Below are 18,755 nucleotides of genomic sequence, written 5' to 3' on the forward strand. Positions count from 1 at the left end.
ACACCGCATAAGTGGTTCTTATTGGTGGCCAATTTAAGTAGATTGCTGCACCCTCTGCGCTGACAGTTTACCTATATATAAGTTAGTTATCGCAAGTTAATTATAGTGCAGCGGTTGAAAATTAAACCTTACCTGTGGGGGGGAGAAGGTAAATAACTGTTGCGATGCCAGGAATTTGAGGCGACTCCGAGCCCCTAATTCTTGAATAGTCATGGATGCCCAAACCCGGTTCGATCGACTAAAATAAGCCTGTTGCATAATTGCGGGAAGATTTTGATGGTTTTGTGGGATGGGATCTCGTAGCCGATCCGCCGTATTTTCACAGCAGGCGGGACACCCCACAAGAATCCTCCTCAAATTGTGCAACGCCCAAATAAGGGGTGGAGCGCGAGGGATATCGGTTGAAAAACCCAGATGCTCAGAGGCCTGTGGTTAGTTCCTGTTTAATTGAAGCGTTTTCAATACAAAACCGCCACATACTAGAATCTCTCTCTAGGTAGATGGCGGTTTCCCGTTTATATGCTAACATTACTAGAACAAAAAATAATTTCCTCAGAACTGTCCACAAAAAGTGCAGTTGTCGCTTAACCTGAAACACTAGAATTTTAGAAAATCCGATCGAGCGATCGAATAAACGGCCCGAAGCAACTCAGTTGTGGTAATCACTTGCGTCCAGTGTCATTAGAAATATTGTAGCGGATGAGTGTAAACATTAGACTCGCTAAAATCCTTGCGTCCGCTGCTCTGAGGACGGCGATTGCCCCTTTGTTCAGTTTGGACTGACAACATATATTGGGCGGTGCCAGTTTCGAGCATGGGGAGTGGAGATTCAAAAGCTTGAGCGGCGCTGGCACTCAAGGTAATGCCCAACAGGCTCAGTAAAGCAATTGCTGTGTAGGTTTTCATGGGTAGTATTTGTATCAGTATCTATTTAGAGATACGACATTACCCAGGCTGATCAGGATTAATTTCCCTGAAATTATCAAACTCTAGAATCAGGAATCAGAAGGAAGAAGAAGGAAGAAGAAGAAAAAGAAGGAAAAAGGAAGAAGGAATCAGGCTTAAGTTAAGCTATCTCGCATTTAAATTGTCTCCTAAAATCCTTGTATAAAAAGCGGAAAATTATCTTTCCCTCTCCCTTTCTCACCCTCTACCCCCTCCCGAAGCAATAGACACTTTAGATGCGTAGCCTCTGATCTATGAGAACTGTGAGAAGTCGATGTAAAATGGAATAAATAAAATCTCTGGCTTCAGTAATAAAAAAAATCCTAATTGCACTACCCAGAAGGTTGCAATAATATACAAAACCGCCAAATACGAGATTCAATCTCTCAATAGATGGCGGTTTAAGGTTTATATGCTATCATCACTCACATAAAAGAAGAGCCTAATGACTGTAAACAAGAAATGCAGTGGCCTTGGAAACCTGAAAAACTAGCCTCCCAGGAAATCAGATTGAGCGCTCGACACGGGCGGCAGAAACTAACTCAATAACGGAAATCGCTTTCGTCCAATGTCATTAAAATGCTTGTAGTTGATGAGTGTAAAGATTAGGTTCACTGAACTCTCGGCGTCCGCTGCCTCTTTCAGGAGAACGATCGCCCCTTTGTTCGGTTTGGGCGGATAAAATATATGAAGCGGTGGCAACTTCCAGCAGTCCGACGAGGGATTCAAAGGCTCGAACGACAGTGGCGCTCAAAGTAACGCCCAAAAGACTCTGTAAAGCAATTGGTGTGTAAGTTTGCATGGGGTTAGTATCCGTGTCATTGTCTATTAACTGATACGGACTCTCCCCGATCGATCAGGATAAATTTCTGTGAATTTTCGGATCTCTGCAAAAAACCCTACCTCTTCAATTCTACTGAGCCCGCCAGCAGCCAAGCACCTGCAGCATTCAGCCTACCCCATACATTCAGAGGCTTTTCGGTTTCGCAACTGTGTAAAAATCTGTCGGTTTCGGAGTCCAAAGTCACGAGTTGCCAAGTTTGACCGGCTAAGGATGCGGGGCTTGTAAGCGTTAGTGTCCAGTCTTGTTCGCCGAGGCGACGGAAAATGCCCGAAAATTGGCTGTGGGTATTTGCTGTTTGACTGCTTTGTTTCTCTACTGACTCCTGACATTCGCCGCTGGCGGGATATGCTTGGGGTCGATCGAGATAATAGCGTTGCCAATCCAGCCAATCCGATCGCCCCCGTGTCAAATTAAATAAAGGAATAACCGCCGCACTCGCCTCGGAATCTTGCAGCAAAGCTTCCTGCAACACTCTCACCGGCAACTCCCGCGGCTGACATCCAGATTCCGCGCACAAAGCCGCCGCCATCCCTGCAGCCTGTCCAATATTCATTACCGTCGGTTGCAAGCGAGTTGCACCGTTGGCGATGTGAGAGACGGAAATATTTTTTTCGCAGACTAGCAAACCGTCTGTACTCGCAGGAATTAGCGCGCTGTAAGGAATGGTAAACGGAGTTCCCGTCCAGCGGCCGCCCCAGCGGATCGATTTGGGCTGCAGAGGAATGTCGCCACTGGTGTAGTGGTGGTCATTGGCGTAGTTGCCGATAGCCACCGCTTCGCAAATTCCCTCAGCATTGATTGGCAGCTTCGCGACTCTTCCGCCGACAATAGGCAAAATATCTTGTTCGGTTACTGTACTTATCCCTCGCAAGCGGCGGCTTTCTCGGTAGTAAGGATGTAAGGCAAAGGAAGAAAGAAGGGAAGATTTTTGTTGATTGTCGATCGTTGAAATCGGGAAAATATTCTGTGCTAGGCCGTAGCGGGGGCCGAGTTGCGTTTGAATGAAGCGGGCGAAACTTTGACTGTGCCACCGACTTTCTTGCAGGAATTCTTGTCGAGATGTTTCAGAGTTAATGAGTCGATCGACCCCTTCACCATAATCATTACCTCGAATCGGCCAATTAATCATCAACAATCCCCCTGGCAGCCTGCCGTAATTGAGAAATTGTTCGGGAGTGTAACCGTCCCAAGCACCGATAAATCCATCGGGATTGTCTACAGGTGGCGCGGGAATTTCTGGCCCGGCTGCACCTTTACCAAAATCCTGCATAATTGCCACCCAAGTCGGAGCTTGCACCGAATACCTCTGTGTGAGAGCATTAGAGGCAGCCGGCGCGCTGGGTTCTCCCCACTCGGCTTGGAATTCCCAACCCCAGCGGTGTCCAACCTCCGCTAAAGCCAGCAAATCTCCCAATTCCGTTGCATCCAAAGTGATTTTGGCCGAAACCGTAAAATCTGCAAACCGAACGCCAGAAATGCGAGATTCTTCCCTTAGCACATCTTGAGCAGTTTGTCCAGAAATCCAGTGCAAGTTCGGCAAACATTTAACCCAATCAGCGAAAATTTCAGCACCGGTGCGGGGCTCGTAAGTAAAAAAACTTACCCAGCCCCAATCCAAACCTCCCGGCTGTCGCTGCTGGAGTTCCCGCAAAAACGCGCCCCACAAACCGGTTTGAAAAGCTGCTAATTCATTGCCATCGGGGGCCGAAACGCCAGCCGAAGTCAGCATTCCTCCCAGCCAGGGGAATTCGCTTACTAAAATAGTTTTGGCACCTCGGCGGGCTGCTTGCACGGCTGCAGCGGTGCCGCCGGTGCCGCCACCGACTACCAAAACATCTGCTTTCAAAACGGAAGACATAGGCAATACCATTGGAGATTTTAGGTTGAGGGCGAAAGGCTCAGTCAGGTGATCCGTGCGGTTAACCCTGTAGATAGATGTTCGGCGTTTGTCATTTTGGCATAATGTAAGCTAAGCTGTTCCGTGCGTACCCTAGGGATAGATGTTCGGCGTTGGCGATCGCGAATTGAATTTTACTGTCTAAAGACTTGACAAATAATCAATCGGGAATTATGCAGCGAGTGCACAATTTTGTTACTAAATGACCGCAGGAGCGATGGCAAATTTTGATTTCTCATTTTTGGCGCGTAAATATTGCCAATATGACACCGCGAGTAACGATAATAGAAAAAAGGGAACAGCATCTATAAAGTTTTACGTCTTAATAATTTCCCAGTTACTAATTAACGGCTGAAAATGGAAAAAGGTTTTATCCTCTGGTTCACCGGGCTGAGTGGCTCCGGCAAGACAACTATCACCAAAGCTCTCGAACCCGAATTGAAGGCAAGAGGTTGCAAAGTGGAAATATTGGATGGAGATGTCGTTCGCACCAACTTGTCAAAAGGTTTGGGATTTAGCCAAGAAGACAGAGATACTAATATTCGGCGGATTGGATTTGTAGCTCACCTGCTGAGCCGCAATGGAGTAGCCGTAATGACCGCAGCTATTAGCCCCTACAAAGCAATTCGCGACGAAATTAGAGCAATGGAGCCCAATTTTGTTGAAGTATATATCACAGCGCCGTTAGAAGTGTGCGAAGGTCGCGATGTCAAGGGGCTATACGCTAAGGCGAGAGCAGGAGAAATTAAGGGTTTTACGGGAATTGACGATCCTTATGAAGAACCGCTTAATCCTGAGATTATTTGTTACACAGAGCGAGAAAGTGTGGAAGAGAGTGTTAAAAAAGTTCTGACCAAGTTAGAACAGTTGGGTTACATTTGATGTTGGCGGGGTTGGATGAGGATAGGGGCAAAAAGCGATGGTGGTGAAAAGTTATTCGCACGGCGTGCAACTTGAGAAAAAATCTCACCCTTGTGTCCCCTTCGCGGAGAGGGAGGGTGAAGAATTTCTCCCATTTCCTGCAAGGAAAGGGGCCCAGGCAGAGGTTTCCAGCAAAAGCTGCAAGCTAAGTTATTGGGCAAGCAATGCTGTCAAAAGTTTAATGATTCAAAGTTTAACAGTGTCAGTGCTGGTGGCGGTGGGTTCATCTCCTGCGGCTGCCCAGTTGATGCCTCCTCCTCCTCCTCCTGCTGATGCGGGTTCTCCTGTTCCTGTACCAGTACCGGCAGTGCCGGGATTGCCGGGATTGCCGGCAACTGAACCTTCAAGTGTACGATCGGAAGTTTACACTTTAGGCGCGGGCGATCGTATTCAAATGGACATCTTCAACGTCCCGGAATACAGCGGCCCCAACGGTCAACACCAAGTACAGGCAGACGGTTCCCTGAATTTGCCGTTAATTGGCAGCGTTTCGGTGTACGGGATGACGCTAGAACAAGCTTCTAATGTTGTTAAAGACAAATACGGCAAATACCTTAAACGTCCCTGGATTACCCTGAAACTGCTGGCGCCGCGTCCTTTGCAAATTGCGATCGCGGGCGAAATCAACCGCCCCGGAGCCTATACAATATCTTCAGCAGCAGGCCCCGGAGGCACAGCAGAGCAAATGGGAACTCAAATGCCAACGATATCGCGGGCTCTGCGAATGGCCGGTGGAATTACCCAGTCAGCAGACGTGCGGCAAATCAAAATCCGCCGCCCCCAGCGCAACGCAGCGGAACAAATTATTAGTGTGGATTTGTGGGAATTATTGCAAAACGGCGATTTGCGGGCCGATATGACTTTGCGCGACGGCGATACTATATTTATTCCCACTGTAACTAGCCTCAACCGCCAAGAAGCACCGACTTTAGCAGTAGCTAACATTACCGGACAAAGCACTCAACCGATTAATATTGCTGTGGTGGGCGAAGTAAGTCGCCCCGGTACTTATACTTTGGCAAAAGAGGCTCAAAGTAGGGTACAAGAGAATGAAATGGGTGAAAATTCTGGTTTGTTTGCTGCTAGCGAAACCAACGGCGGGGAAAATGTTTTGCAGCAAACTGTAACGAGGGCAATTAAAATGGCGGGCGGCATTACGCCGGTAGCTGATATCAGACAAATACAAGTTCGCCGCCTGACGCGGGCGGGTACCGAACAAATTATTAATGTGAATTTGTGGCAACTTTTGGAAGGGGGAGATGTATCCCAAGATTTAGCGCTGCAACAGGGAGATACGGTAATCGTTCCCAAAGCCGAAAACCTCGATGCAACCCAAGACGAACAAGTTGCTAATTCTAATTTTTCACCGGATACGATTAGGGTGAACATTGTAGGAGAAGTCGTGAAACCGGGAGCGATTGCGGTGCTGCCCAACACTACTTTAAATCAAGCGCTGGTAGCAGCGGGAGGTTTTAATAAAGCGCGGGCAGAAATGGATTCGGTGAATTTAATTCGCCTCAATCCTAACGGCACTGTTTCGCAGCTAAATGTTAAGGTGGATTTTTCCGCAACTGCCAATGAAGAAACTAATCCCAAACTGCAAAATAATGATGTAATTATGGTAAGGCGATCGGGTCGCGCTACGTTCTCGGATAATGTAGGCGGGACTCTCGCTCCTCTCAGCCCCCTGTTAGGAATATTTCGATTGTTCGATATTTTTCGGTGAGTTGAATAGACTGGCATTAAGACCTCAGAAACCCGCTTTCTATAAAAAATTGCGGTTTGGTAATGAAATATCTAGGAATCAACCGATTTCCTGAAACTCCGCTACCAATACAGACGTTTAAACTAATAAGTTGTAGAAATCCAATGAAACCAGGGAAACAATCACAAGTAGCACTGTTTAATCATAAAAAAGCCGCCAATCTGCAAAAAATGTCTTCGGGGCTTTATGAAGAAGATCAATTTTTAGGCAGAAACAAAACCGAGGCAGAAGAGTTAAGTTTTTGGGAAGTTTGCCGCAGTCGCTCCATTTTAGTCATCGGGGTAGCAGCGGCAGTAACTACCGGAGTTTTCGCCTGGACACTGAATCAAAAAAGCGAGTACGAAGGGCGCTTTCAATTATTAGTAGAACCAGCGGTTACGCAAAATACTTTAGCCAAGATATACTCCGGTGAGCTGAAACTGCAACCAGCCGCCCCCGCGACGACAGAAAATGCGGGTTTTGACTACGAATCCCAAATTCAAGTTTTGCAAAGCCCGCAAGTAATGTCGCCGATTATTAAACAGTTGCAGGCTAAGTATCCCGAAATAAATTACAACTACCTCTTGAACCAAAAAGCAGATAATTTGCCGTTTTCTCAGGAAACAAGGTTGTCAATTAATCGCTTCAAAAATACCAAGATTATCGAAGTTAGATATCGGGATTATGACCCGAAAAAAATTCAGTTTGTTTTGGAAAAAGTGGCGCTAGGCTACCGCAACTACAGCGTGCAAGATACCACAACTCAAATTAGTCAGACTCTGGATTTTGTGAAATCGCAAATTCCCAACCAGCGAAAGCGCCAACAAGCTCTGCAAACAGAAATTCAAAAATTGCGGCAGCAGTACAATTTCATCGACCCGCAAATTCAAACCCAACAACTCGCGCAGCAAATCAGTGAACTTCAAACGCAAAGATTGGACGCGCAATCGCAGCTCAATCAGCAGAGATTGCTCTATTCCAATCTGCAAAATCAGCTCGGATTAAACCAGAAGCAAGCGCTGATGGCCTCGGCTCTGAGTCAAGCTCCCCGCTATCAAGCGATGCTGACTCAATTGCAGCAATTAGAAGGGCAAATTGCGATTAACTCGGCTACGTTTACAGACGAAACTCCGCAAATGCAATTGTTGCGAGAACAGCGCAAGAACCTGATTCCTTTGTTGAAGAAAGAAGCCCAACAGGTTCTGGGAACTGATTTGGCTAAGGTAAATTCGCAAGTGCTGGCTTTTCAAGATCCGGTGCGGATTAAGTTAATCGAGCAGTTTATTGGTACTGCTAATTTAATTCAGGTGCTGGGCGTGCGGAATCAAGTTTTGGAACAAGCTGCTAAGCAGTTGAATCAATACTCTCAAGGATTACCAGTGATTTTGCGGCGCTATTCGGATTTGCAGCGCGAGTTGGATTTAACTAACAATACGCTGAATGGTTTGCTGGCAAAACAGCAAGCTTTGCAGCTTGAAGCTGTGGGTAAAAAAGAGGTGGCTTGGGAAGTTATTGCTAAGCCGGAAATTCCGCGCTACAAAAATGGCGAGTTGATGGCTGTTGCTCCGATTATGCCTTTGAATTTGGCTTTGGGGGGATTGGCTGGTTTGCTGTTTGGTATGCTGACGGCGCAGTTGGCGGAACGGTTTAAAAATAAAACGGTGTTCCAAACTCCAGAGGATGTCAAAGAGTCGATTCGCCTGCCTTTGTTGGGGGTAATTCCTGCTAGCGATAAAATTTTGAGACTTCCTCCTGCTGAGACAAGCCCGGTGGATGTGGCAATTTCGCCGATGCCGACGGATGCTTTTCAAGAAGCTTTTCGCTCGCTCAATGCGAATATTCGCTTACTAAACGTTGAAACTCCGATCAATTCTTGTGTAATTACTTCTTGTCAAGTAGGTGATGGCAAGTCTACGGTAGCAGTAAATCTGGCGCGGGCGGCGGCTGCAATGGGGCAGCAAGTGCTGTTGGTGGATGGGGATTTACGGCGCCCGCAGGTACACGAAATGCTGGGTTTACCGAATTGGCAAGGCCTGCACAATGTGATTGCTGATGATGTGGATGTGCAAAAGGTGATTTTGCGATCGCCCCGCGATGAAAATTTGTTTGTGTTAACTTCCGGCCCGGTTCCTCTAGATCCCACAAAGGTGCTTTCTTCCCGAAAAATGCAGCATTTAATGGCAGCTTTGTCAAGTCATTTTGACTTAGTTATTTACGATACTGCGCCACTTTTAGGTTTGGCGGATGCGAATTTGTTGGCGGCTCACACTAACGGATTGATGCTGGTAGTAGGGCTGCATCAAACTCAGCGGGAGGCGCTGGTGTTGGCTTTTGAAGATTTGAAAATGGCGGGAATTCCGCTGTTGGGAATGGTGGCGAATAACGATAAAGGCAGCAGGTATTACTATCAGTCTTACGTGCAGGATTACGTTCAGGAACAGTCTGTTTGAGGGAGGGGAATTGAGAAATGTGTAGTGGAACAGGCCGTCGGGCCTGTTCTTGAGAATGCAAGGCGGGCGCGACAGCCGACAAGATATTTCATCCATCTTGCACCATTAATTGTGAATCAAGCTGTCAGGGGCGGGCGGGACGCCCCACAAGAACATTTAACTTTTGTGGAACAGGCCGGAAAGCCTGTTAAGCGAGATTTGTGCATGATTTCAGAAAGACAAATTTTCTTAAGATTTGCGATCGAGACTCTGAACTATAATTAAAAGTAGAGAAATTTAAACAAATCGCGGCACTTGCAAATTGGCAAGACCTGAAAGAAAACGTGGCTGGTAAATTCCTATTTTGTAATACCTTGATACAACTCCCTGCCTAGGCGGAAAACTAGCAGGGAGTTTTGTGTTTTTCACACAGGAGATGAAACAATGGCTATTGCTACTATCAACCCGGCAACGGGAGAAACGCTGAAAACTTTCGAGCCGATCGCTGATGAGGCAATCGAAGCTAAGCTGGAATTAGCACAGCAAGCTTTTAAGAAATACCGCCACCTGCCGTTTGAGCAGAGAGCTCTGTGGATGCAGAAAGCGGCAGACATCTTGGAACGCGATCGCGAAATTTACGCTGAAATGATGACCCTGGAAATGGGCAAAACGCTCAAATCTGCGATCGGCGAAGTGGAAAAATGCGCCTTAGTTTGTCGGTATTACGCCAAAAATGCTGCTCAATTTATGGCAGACGTACCGGCAACCACTGACGCTAGCAGCAGCTTTGTCCGCTACCAACCGCTGGGGGCTATTTTAGCCGTCATGCCGTGGAATTTCCCATTTTGGCAAGTTTTTCGGTTTGCGGCGCCAGCACTGATGGCGGGCAATGTCGGCTTGCTCAAACACGCTTCCAACGTGCCTCAGTGCGCTTTGAAAATAGAGGAAATTTTCACGGAAGCGGGCTTTCCCGAAGGCGTTTTTCAAACTTTGTTAGTGGGCGCCGACAAAGTAGCTGATATCGTTGCGGACGATCGTATAAAAGCAGCAACTCTCACCGGTAGCGAACCAGCGGGTGAAAGTTTAGCAGCAAATGCGGGCAAAAACTTGAAAAAAGTTGTACTGGAATTGGGAGGAAGCGACCCATTTATTGTGATGCCCAGTGCTGATTTAGCAGCAGCTTTATCAACTGCTGTGACATCGCGGATGCTGAATAACGGTCAATCTTGCATCGCCGCCAAACGCTTTATTTTAGCCGAAGAGATTGCCGACGAATTCATCAAAGGATTTGTCGAAAAAATCGAGCAATTAAAAGTAGGCGATCCGATGTTGCCCGAAACCGATATCGGCCCTTTAGCTACTCCCGCCATCCTCAAAGACTTGGACAAGCAAGTGCAAACTTGCATCCAATCGGGAGCAAAACTTCTGACAGGCGGCCGCGCATTGTCAGAGAATGGCGGCAATTTCTACTTGCCAACTATTCTGGCAGAGATCCCCCCGGAGGCTGCTGCGCGTCAAGAAGAATTTTTCGGGCCCGTAGCTTTAGTATTCCGGGTTGCAGGCATCGATGAGGCGATCGAACTGGCAAACAGCACATCTTTTGGCTTGGGTGCGTCAGCTTGGACTACAGTAAGAGAAGAGAGCGATCGGTTTATTTCCGAACTAGAAGCAGGCGCCGTATTCATCAACGGCTTAGTAAAATCAGACCCCAGATTGCCCTTTGGCGGCATCAAACGCTCCGGTTACGGACGCGAATTGAGCATCCAAGGAATGCACGAATTTGTTAACATAAAAACAGTGTGGGTGAAATAAGCTCCCACTCTATCAACCGATCGCACAAATCTACATAAGTCTGCGTTTATCTGCGTTTACCTGCGGTTAAAAATTCCCATTTAGTATTTTTGCGATCGGTTGAAAAAGAAAGACCCAAAACCCCCATTAACCGAGGAGAAAAACGGAAATGAACACAGCTCAACTATTGGTAAAATGTTTAGAAAATGAAGGCGTCGAATACGTCTTCGGACTTCCTGGAGAAGAAAATTTAGAAGTTCTAGAAGCCCTGAGAAACTCTTCAATTAAATTTATTACTACTCGCCACGAACAAGGCGCCGCTTTCATGGCAGACGTTTACGGTCGTCTCACAGGCAAAGCCGGGGTTTGCTTGTCTACCTTGGGCCCTGGCGCAACTAACTTAATGACAGGAGTTGCTGACGCCAACTTAGACGGCGCTCCTTTAATAGCAATTACCGGACAAGTCGGCACAGACAGAATGCACATAGAATCGCACCAATATTTAGATTTGGTGGCCATGTTTGCGCCAGTTACTAAGTGGAATGCTCAAATTGTTCGCCCCAGCACGACGGCAGAAATTGTCCGCAAAGCCTTTAAAGTAGCTCAAAGTGAAAAGCCGGGAGCAGTTCACATTGACTTACCTGAAAACATCGCAGCCATGCCTGCTGAAGGACAGCCGCTTACCAAAGACAACCGCGAAAAAACTTTTGGCGCTTACCAAAGCTTGAATAAAGCCGCAGTGGCAATTTCCAAGGCAAAAAGTCCTCTGCTTTTAGTAGGAAACGGCGCGATCCGCGCTAACGCCAGCGATGCTTTGACACAATTTGCTACTCGATTGAATATTCCTGTAGCTAATACTTTCATGGGCAAAGGGGTAATTCCTTACACTCATCCTTTGGCGCTTTGGACGACGGGCTTGCAAAAACGCGATTACATTAGCTGTGCTTTTGAAGAAACGGATTTAGTGATTGCTGTTGGCTACGATTTGATTGAATATTCCCCGAAAAAGTGGAATCCAGAAGGAAAAATTCCGATTATTCATATTGGAGCTCTGCCAGCAGAAATTGACAGCAGTTATATTCCTCTTATAGAAGTTGTGGGGGATATTTCTGATTCTCTCAATGAAATTTTGCAGCGTGCCGATCGCATGGAGAAAGTAGACCCTTTTGCTAAGCAATTGCGGGCGGATATTCGGGCTGGGTACGAACAATATGCAGCCGACGACGGTTTCCCGATCAAGCCACAAAAACTCATTTACGATTTGCGGCAAATCCTGGGCCCGGAAGATATTCTTATATCTGATGTGGGAGCTCACAAAATGTGGATCGCGCGGCACTATCATTGCGATCGTCCGAATACCTGTTTGATTTCCAACGGCTTTGCGGCGATGGGAATTGCGATTCCGGGTGCGGTAGCTGCAAAACTCGTTTATCCCGATCGCAAAGTAATAGCAGCCACCGGCGACGGCGGTTTTATGATGAATTGCCAAGAGTTAGAAACTGCTTTGCGAGTCGGTACTAATTTTGTGACGCTGATATTTAATGACGGCGGTTACGGGTTAATTGAATGGAAGCAGCAAGATTATTTTGGTCATTCCGATTTCGTCAAATTTGGCAATCCCGACTTTGTGAAATTTGCGGAAAGTATGGGTTTAAAAGGCTATCGAGTGGAATCTGCAACGGATTTTATTCCGATTCTGAAAGAAGCCCTTGCTCAAGATGTCCCTTGCGTGATTGACTGTCCGGTAGACTATCGGGAAAATGCGCGTTTCAGTCAATTATCTGGGGATATGAGTTGCAATTTGTAAGAGTAGCCCGAAATCAGGAAACGGCAGTGCCGTTTCCTCCATCGCCGTGTTGTTGGTGGTTATATCTCATATGTTGCACCATTCTCAATTAGCCTTTTAGGAACAGGCAAGATGCCCGTTCCACAAGAAAATCTACTCTTTGTGGAACGGGCATCTTGCCCGTTCTTGAGAATGGTGCAAGGTGTGAGTTATATCCGATCGCACCATCGCGCTTTTTGACAAGTTGGGATGTAAGGGCGATCGCTATTAAGTCATTATTCCGCACTGTTTGCTAGAATTATTTAAGTCAGCTCTAAGGACGGTCATGACTGAAGCTATCTCAACAAAAAATGAATATCAAATAACTGTAAGTTCTCCAGTTTGGCAAAGAGTTGAGCAAATTGCCGCAGAATTTAACTTGTCAGTTTCTGAACTATTGGAACAGATAGGTGAAGGTCAACTCAAAGTTGTTGCGGTTCCAGGTAATTCAGTAAAAGTGAGTGAGCAAGATATTGCCAATGCTTTTATTTGGTTAGCCGCCCAAACTAATGTAGCAATCAACGCCTACAAGCTACAAAAACTTATGTATTACGCTCAAGCTTGGTATTTAGGAGTTTACGGCAAGCCACTATTTGATGCAGATTTTCAAGCAGGGATTCACGGGCCGGTTATTCCTGATTTATTAGAAAAGTATCAACGACAATTTAGTGGGGAACCAATTACAGAGAAAATCGAACAACCGAAACTTCCCCAAAAAATCGGGGAATTTATCGAGGAAGTTGCTGATGCTTATTTTGAGTATGATGATGAAACTTTGGAACGAATGATTTGCAGTGAAATGCCTTGGCTGGAAGCGAGAGGGGATTTGCCGAGAGACGAATCTTGTGAGGGGGTTATTTCTCACGAATCGATGAAGAAATATTATGCTGGCCGTTTCTTCTCTAAAGAATAAGCTCCGAGGCATTTAAATTGCACGACCGAATACAATTAAACTTTTGTGGGGTGGGCATCCTGCCCGCCCTAAAGATATAAGTTAAATGCACAACAGCTTATAAGGGCGATTCCCTACGGGATAGCTGCGCCGCGCGTGCTTTGTGACAAGTTGGGATGTAAGGGCGATCGCGCTTTCTCAGATTCAAGTATTCGGATTAGCTGTGGCCTTCGTGATTTAGCGGATAATCAGACCAAAATCCTTACGGATTTCTGCCAATTGTTTTACCCAAGTATTAGAAGCATAAATCCCTTCCTCTTCCTTCTGGTGAGCGTTTGCAATTTGCTTCTCAATCTCTCCGTAGAGTTTTGTTTCCACTTGTCGGAGTTGTGATATCAAATCCGGTAGCATCGGAATTAATATTACCCATTGCTTTCGAGACGGCGCCGTGCCTATTAGTGTCAACAGTTAACACTCAACCATTCAGTTTTTCGACCCGCCCGTCAACAGTCAACAGTCAACAATCATTCCGGTGGCACCGGAATTGAGATCAAATCTAATCATTTCAAACCCAATAATAAGGCGATTCCGCCGATCGCACCAACTACCCCCAAAACAGCCCGAATGCTCACTTTTTCGCCCGCCAGCACGGCTAAAGGCAGGATAAATAGGGGACTGGTAGAACTGAGTGTTTGAGCGATTGCTGCGGGTGCATATTTCAGCGAAGTCTGTTGCAGGAAAATTCCTAGATAGGTTCCTAAAAAAGCTGCCAGAATTATTGCACCTAAAAGTTTTGGGGCTTTTAATTGTTTGAAACTCTCAAGGTTTGTTGGCTTAAAAAAGCACAGCATGACTGCCATGCCGCCGCTCAAACGCAAGGCCGCCGTCCACAGAGGATCTATATCTATTTGAGTGAAGGCGGCGCGGGATAAAATTGCTCCAGCCGCGTGGGTTGTTTGTCCTAATAAACTAATACATAATCCTTGCCAAATATGTTTAGATGATAAGGTTGTTTCGGCTGTTCGTTCGGCAATTACCCAAGCTACGCCGCAGATTGTTAAAAGAATGCCAGTACCAGCAATGGGCGATAACTTTTCTTGCAAAAATATTAAGCCAAATAAAGCTGTTAAAGGGGGAGATAGGGTTTCTAAAAGCAGCGTTCGCCTCGCGCCTAAATATTTTAATACGATAAAGAAAGCGGTGTCTCCGATGCCAATTCCTAGGCCGCCGCTGATCAGCAGCATTGCTAAAATATTAGGATTGATTGCGGGTAAGGGTTTACCTAAAATTTGTACAGTGGCAAGGAGCATGAAAAGGGCGATCGCACCTTTGAGCAAGTTTAGCACGACTGCCGGGAGTTGCTGTCCCACTCGCTGCCAGATGGTGGAAGCTAGAGCCCAGACAAATGCAGCGCCTAAAGCGGCGATTTCACCCATAAAATCTGTTGACGGTTAACGGTTGACTGTTGACTGTTGACTGTTGACTGTTGACTGTTGACTGTTGTCATTAGTTACCAATTCGCAATTCCCGATGCCCGATGCCCGATGCCCGATGCCCGATGCCCGATGCCCGATGCCCGATGCCCGATTCCCGATGCCCGATGCCCGATGCCCGATGCCCGATGCCCGATGCCCGATGCCCGATGCCCGATGCCCGATTCCCAATATAAATTAGGGTTCCCGACTTATCATCTGGAACCCTAGATTTATTAAGCTTTTTTAGCAGTGGGCGGTGAACATAAATCAATATTATCATGTCCGAATAGAGGAACGAAGCAATTCGCTTGCAGTTTGGGATTGGTTCGTTCCTTTCTTCGGACATCCAATATATATGTCTACCTACTGATTAACCTTGTGGTAATCCCGGAGATTGCGTAGGTTGAAATTGTGACCGCATATCTGTTCTTACCCAAGAACTAAAACGATCGGGACGAACGCATTCAGCATTCTCTAATTCGTCTTTGAGTCTCTTGGCGAAAGATTCAAAGATATCCCCTAAAGCCTGACGATCTGTTAAGCAACCTTGGAGGGCAATAAGTTGTTCCAGCGTCCAGTTATACAGTTGAGTGTCCCCTTGTTCAATGCGTAAATAGAACTGATTCTCAAACTGTGCAAGATTAGAGTAGAAGTTCTCAACTTCTGACTTGATCAAGTTCATCTCCAGGTAGAATTGTTGCTGTTTCAATTCGGCAAAAATCGTATTTTTGAGGTTCTGGGTGAAGTTTTGGTTCAGCTCATTCTTGACGATACTAGAGACATCATTACGGAAGTTGAGAATCTTGTTATCCAAGCTAGTATTAATGCGATTGTCAAGATCGTTGACAATATTAGTAGTCACTAACTGCACGTTATTATTGCTAGATTGATTAACCACCGTATTGATGCGTTGATCCATGTTAGCTTCAATCTGCTGAATGACCAGATTTTTAATGTTTTGGCTTTGGTCAGCAATTTTGAGATTAACTACCGCATTAATCCGCTGATCTATGTCGTGTTGAATTTGCTGAACAATTTGAGTGTTAATATCTTGAGAGAGATTAGACACTTTGAGGTTCACGACATTATCGATGCGTTGATCGATGTAAGTTTGCATTTGCTGAATCACCAGATTCTTCACATTCTGGGTTTGATCGGATATCTTGATGCTCACCACATTCTCAACACGCTGATCGATAGTATGTTGGAGTTGCTGAATTACCTGATTAGTAATCTCTTGAGATTGATTGGCGATTTGGACATTAACGGAGTTACTAATGCGCTCATCAATATCAGCCGACATTTGATTAATTACCTGGGTATTAATCTCTGTAGACTGATTGGCAATTTTGATGTTAACTACATTCTCAATCCGTTGCTCAAGTTCAGTTTGCATTTGCTGAACTACGAGGTTCTTAACTTCTTGAGTCTGATTAGACACTTTGAGATTAACGACGGACTCAACACGCTCATTGAGTTCGGTTTGCATTTGTTGCAGCACTAAGTTTTTAATCTCTTGGGTTTGTTCAGAGATTCTTAAATTCACCTGCTCACTAACAATGCGGGGGATTCGGGAAATAAATAAGTCGTTGAGATTTTTGTTGAAGTACCCCGACCAATTATGGAAATTCTGATTAAAACTAACTTCCATTTGTTGGGTAAGAGTCTTAAGCATAAACTCCAGCCGTGCTACCTTCATCCCTAAGTCTTTAGCTTGAGTTTGATAGCCTTTAAGCAGCCATTTTTCCAAATTGTCCCAATAAGCTTCTTTTTTCTCGTTCGGGTCATCTGTTACTGTGATGGAACTATTGATTTGGGCTGCCATTTGCTGCCACATTTGTTCCATCTGAGCTTGGTCAAAAGTGAATCCAAATCCACTGCCAACATTGATATTTTCAGGAACCGGGCTAGTTGTACCACCAGAGGTAATTGTACCACCAGAGCTACTTGTACCACCAGAGCTACTTGTACCACCAGAGCTACTTGTACCACCAGAGCTACTTGTGCTACCACCACCCACTACACTAACAGTGCTTCCGCTGCTGCCCGTACTACCAGTGCTTCCGCTGCTGCCCGTACCAGGTTTTACTGATGACTGTGCATATTCTTGGGCTACTTCTAGATCACTGATGTTGTTGATTTCTAAAACAACTTGCCCTTCGTTATCTTCTATGTATGTATCAAAAAAGAAGCCGGAGAGGGTGGTTTTTTGTTTGACTTCAAAAATAACTTCATCTTTGAAGCCATTTAAGGAACACCAACTTTCGCTAAGTTCAATTCCTGTCAGCTTGGAGATAAATTTTCCCCCTTGAATCAACAGTAACGCCCAAGGTTCTAATTGGAAATTTTTTGCTTCTGCTCCATAAGTGGCATTGCTTTCCCGAATCTTGACGCGATAGTTCCCTGGGGCTAACTCGATAGAATTAGCATTGGCTTTTTTAAGAGTGGAGAGATAATTGCCATCCAGCGAATAGCAGTTTTCCTTGCTATCAACGGTTAAAGTTTGGGGAGTAGACTGTTGATTGCCAGTGATTGAAACAGTGACTTGTCCTTGATTATCACCACTATAGGTATCAAAGAATAAAGCACAGAGTACAGCTTTTTCTTTGATATCTAACTGCAATTTGTCGTTATAGCCGTTTAAAGTTGCCCAAGTTCCACCTGTCTCAACACCTGTCTTTGTGTTGATAAAGGTACTGCCATCAAGTCCATAAATCCAGAGAAAAACAAAAGGCTCAGCGACGGTATTGTCGGCACTATAACTGTAGCTACCACTGGTAATTTGGATGTCAAAAGTTCCTTTGTCTAATGTCAGAGACTTAGCAACATTTTGTTGCAAGCTATTCATCTGAGCGGTATTGATAACGTAACAGTTTTCTTTGGTATCAATCGTTAACAGTTTCATAGTTTCGTCACCCGTTGTAGTAGTTGTTTGTGGAGCTTGTGTAGCTTGAGTGTTAACTTTTGAAGTGACGGTTTCGCTCACTTCTGCTGCTGGTTGATAAACCGCAATTCCTGCCCAACGACCGCTAGGCTTGGTTTGAGCCACTAATGTGCCTTTACCTGTCTTGGTATTAATGCGGATTAATTGACCGTCTTTTCCCAAGTTAAAAAATCTGCCGGTAACGCCATAAAGGACATTGCCAACAAATTCTATACTGCCAATACCAGGAAATCCGGTATCACCAATAGTTTTAACTTCGCTAGTATCGAGATTGCATCTAGCAAGTAATTTCTTCTTTTGGTAGCCAATTAATGTGATATATGCTATGCCATTGCTATCAAAGGCAACTTCACCACAGTTGTAGTCTTTATTAGCTACGGTAGCTACTGGTGTACCTTTTCCTGTTTTGATATCAAGGGCAATCAGTTGTTTAGCTGTGGTGGCATAAAGGGTTTGACGTTGGGCATTATAAGCCAAGCCGGCTGTAGCAAAGCCCGTATCCCCAATGACCATCGTATCGCCCGTTTTGATGTCAATTTTTACGAGCTGCGTTGTGCCGCCTTCTTGCTCAATGCCATAGAGTTGTGAATCAACAAAGGCAATATCATACACTTCTGTAATGATCTCACCGATGAATGTTGCTTTACCTGTGGCTAAATCAAGAGTATACAGTTTACTTAACTGATTTGAGACACAATCTTGGATATACACTGTCCCTGGAACCATAGCTAAATCCACAGAAGGTATATTGCTTGCCTGATTACTCATCTTTTTCTGTTTTTACTACATAAAAAAGCAGATGAAAGTAACAGTGCGGTTGGTCATCAGTTATTTCAACTGATTTTGGGAAAATACTCGGCTAGCAACTACAGCCACCAGCGAGTGCGAGATAAAGTGATGATAGATGCAGTTGGAGTTGCTTGGCTATTGAGCACAGAGCGCTTTATTACAACATCACTAGCTTTCCTCGCAGTGGGCGGGGAGAGAATCGAACTCTCATACCTTTCGGTGTCAGATTTTGAGTCTGATGCGTCTACCAATTTCGCCA

The 18,755-nt window shown here is 45.5% G+C and carries 14 protein-coding genes and 1 tRNA gene; 7 read left to right on the forward strand and 8 right to left on the reverse strand.

Annotation, left to right across the window (positions count from 1 at the left end):
* Positions 1 to 681: 681 nt before the first annotated feature.
* The 3 genes from QUB04_RS06000 to QUB04_RS06010 all read right to left on the reverse strand — a co-directional run bounded on the left by QUB04_RS06000 (position 682) and on the right by QUB04_RS06010 (position 3,647).
* Positions 682 to 906, reverse strand: coding sequence for a hypothetical protein (locus QUB04_RS06000; protein ID WP_333282180.1), 225 nt, complete (start codon positions 904 to 906; stop codon positions 682 to 684).
* Positions 907 to 1,519: 613 nt separating this feature from the next.
* Entirely contained in the window at positions 1,520 to 1,747 is a 228-nt protein-coding gene (gene patX, locus QUB04_RS06005) for a heterocyst-inhibiting protein PatX (protein ID WP_333142683.1), read from the reverse strand.
* A 97-nt stretch (positions 1,748 to 1,844) separates the two neighbouring features.
* Positions 1,845 to 3,647, reverse strand: coding sequence for an FAD-dependent oxidoreductase (locus QUB04_RS06010; RefSeq protein ID WP_333282183.1), 1,803 nt, complete (start codon positions 3,645 to 3,647; stop codon positions 1,845 to 1,847).
* A 396-nt stretch (positions 3,648 to 4,043) separates the two neighbouring features.
* Here QUB04_RS06010 and cysC point away from each other — a divergent pair, with 396 nt between their 5' ends.
* The 7 genes from cysC to QUB04_RS06045 all read left to right on the forward strand — a co-directional run bounded on the left by cysC (position 4,044) and on the right by QUB04_RS06045 (position 13,309).
* Positions 4,044 to 4,568 carry an adenylyl-sulfate kinase gene (gene cysC / locus QUB04_RS06015; protein WP_333282185.1) on the forward strand — a complete coding sequence of 175 codons (525 nt, stop codon included), beginning with the start codon at positions 4,044 to 4,046 and terminating at the stop codon, positions 4,566 to 4,568.
* A gap of 220 nt (positions 4,569 to 4,788) precedes the next feature.
* A complete protein-coding gene (locus QUB04_RS06020) occupies positions 4,789 to 6,333 on the forward strand; it encodes an SLBB domain-containing protein (protein WP_333282187.1) in 1,545 nt (514 codons plus the stop codon).
* Between the two features lie 143 nt (positions 6,334 to 6,476).
* Positions 6,477 to 8,801, forward strand: a complete 2,325-nt coding sequence (locus QUB04_RS06025; protein WP_333282189.1) for a polysaccharide biosynthesis tyrosine autokinase — start codon at positions 6,477 to 6,479, stop codon at positions 8,799 to 8,801.
* A 24-nt stretch (positions 8,802 to 8,825) separates the two neighbouring features.
* Positions 8,826 to 9,065 (forward strand): hypothetical protein, encoded by a 240-nt coding sequence (locus QUB04_RS06030; protein ID WP_333282191.1) that lies wholly within the window; start codon positions 8,826 to 8,828, stop codon positions 9,063 to 9,065.
* A 159-nt stretch (positions 9,066 to 9,224) separates the two neighbouring features.
* On the forward strand, positions 9,225 to 10,592 hold the full coding sequence (locus tag QUB04_RS06035; protein ID WP_333282195.1) for an NAD-dependent succinate-semialdehyde dehydrogenase: 1,368 nt from the start codon (positions 9,225 to 9,227) through the stop codon (positions 10,590 to 10,592).
* A gap of 148 nt (positions 10,593 to 10,740) precedes the next feature.
* The gene (locus QUB04_RS06040; RefSeq protein WP_333142690.1) at positions 10,741 to 12,378 is read left to right on the forward strand and encodes an acetolactate synthase large subunit; all 1,638 of its coding nucleotides are present in this window, start codon (positions 10,741 to 10,743) and stop codon (positions 12,376 to 12,378) included.
* A 304-nt stretch (positions 12,379 to 12,682) separates the two neighbouring features.
* Complete coding sequence (locus QUB04_RS06045) at positions 12,683 to 13,309, forward strand: type II toxin-antitoxin system antitoxin SocA domain-containing protein (RefSeq protein WP_333282198.1); 627 nt, start codon at positions 12,683 to 12,685, stop codon at positions 13,307 to 13,309.
* A 216-nt stretch (positions 13,310 to 13,525) separates the two neighbouring features.
* Here the strand turns inward: QUB04_RS06045 and QUB04_RS06050 are convergent, their stop codons facing one another.
* From QUB04_RS06050 to QUB04_RS06070, 5 genes are all read right to left on the reverse strand, one after another.
* Positions 13,526 to 13,753 carry a hypothetical protein gene (locus QUB04_RS06050; protein WP_333142695.1) on the reverse strand — a complete coding sequence of 76 codons (228 nt, stop codon included), beginning with the start codon at positions 13,751 to 13,753 and terminating at the stop codon, positions 13,526 to 13,528.
* 95 nt (positions 13,754 to 13,848) lie between these two features.
* Positions 13,849 to 14,724 (reverse strand): DMT family transporter, encoded by an 876-nt coding sequence (locus QUB04_RS06055; RefSeq protein WP_333282201.1) that lies wholly within the window; start codon positions 14,722 to 14,724, stop codon positions 13,849 to 13,851.
* A gap of 70 nt (positions 14,725 to 14,794) precedes the next feature.
* Positions 14,795 to 15,109 carry a hypothetical protein gene (locus QUB04_RS06060; RefSeq protein WP_333282204.1) on the reverse strand — a complete coding sequence of 105 codons (315 nt, stop codon included), beginning with the start codon at positions 15,107 to 15,109 and terminating at the stop codon, positions 14,795 to 14,797.
* A 24-nt stretch (positions 15,110 to 15,133) separates the two neighbouring features.
* Positions 15,134 to 18,475 carry a hypothetical protein gene (locus QUB04_RS06065; RefSeq protein ID WP_333282207.1) on the reverse strand — a complete coding sequence of 1,114 codons (3,342 nt, stop codon included), beginning with the start codon at positions 18,473 to 18,475 and terminating at the stop codon, positions 15,134 to 15,136.
* A gap of 205 nt (positions 18,476 to 18,680) precedes the next feature.
* A tRNA-Leu gene (locus QUB04_RS06070) sits at positions 18,681 to 18,754 on the reverse strand.
* Position 18,755 lies beyond the last annotated feature (1 nt).

The organism is Microcoleus sp. D2_18a_B4, assembly GCF_036702475.1.
Classification (GTDB): Bacteria; Cyanobacteriota; Cyanobacteriia; order Cyanobacteriales; family Microcoleaceae; genus Microcoleus.

What these genes read in the sequence shown, in the direction of transcription:
- QUB04_RS06060 (WP_333282204.1), bottom strand. Translation starts at nt 15,109, where the DNA reads ATGTCCGAAGAAAGGAACGAACCAATCCCAAACTGCAAGCGAATTGCT.
- QUB04_RS06045 (WP_333282198.1), top strand. Translation starts at nt 12,683, where the DNA reads ATGACTGAAGCTATCTCAACAAAAAATGAATATCAAATAACTGTAAGT.
- QUB04_RS06010 (WP_333282183.1), bottom strand. Translation starts at nt 3,647, where the DNA reads ATGTCTTCCGTTTTGAAAGCAGATGTTTTGGTAGTCGGTGGCGGCACC.
- QUB04_RS06065 (WP_333282207.1), bottom strand. Translation starts at nt 18,475, where the DNA reads ATGAGTAATCAGGCAAGCAATATACCTTCTGTGGATTTAGCTATGGTT.
- QUB04_RS06000 (WP_333282180.1), bottom strand. Translation starts at nt 906, where the DNA reads ATGAAAACCTACACAGCAATTGCTTTACTGAGCCTGTTGGGCATTACC.
- cysC (WP_333282185.1), top strand. Translation starts at nt 4,044, where the DNA reads ATGGAAAAAGGTTTTATCCTCTGGTTCACCGGGCTGAGTGGCTCCGGC.
- QUB04_RS06035 (WP_333282195.1), top strand. Translation starts at nt 9,225, where the DNA reads ATGGCTATTGCTACTATCAACCCGGCAACGGGAGAAACGCTGAAAACT.
- QUB04_RS06055 (WP_333282201.1), bottom strand. Translation starts at nt 14,724, where the DNA reads ATGGGTGAAATCGCCGCTTTAGGCGCTGCATTTGTCTGGGCTCTAGCT.
- QUB04_RS06020 (WP_333282187.1), top strand. Translation starts at nt 4,789, where the DNA reads ATGATTCAAAGTTTAACAGTGTCAGTGCTGGTGGCGGTGGGTTCATCT.
- QUB04_RS06040 (WP_333142690.1), top strand. Translation starts at nt 10,741, where the DNA reads ATGAACACAGCTCAACTATTGGTAAAATGTTTAGAAAATGAAGGCGTC.
- QUB04_RS06025 (WP_333282189.1), top strand. Translation starts at nt 6,477, where the DNA reads ATGAAACCAGGGAAACAATCACAAGTAGCACTGTTTAATCATAAAAAA.
- patX (WP_333142683.1), bottom strand. Translation starts at nt 1,747, where the DNA reads ATGCAAACTTACACACCAATTGCTTTACAGAGTCTTTTGGGCGTTACT.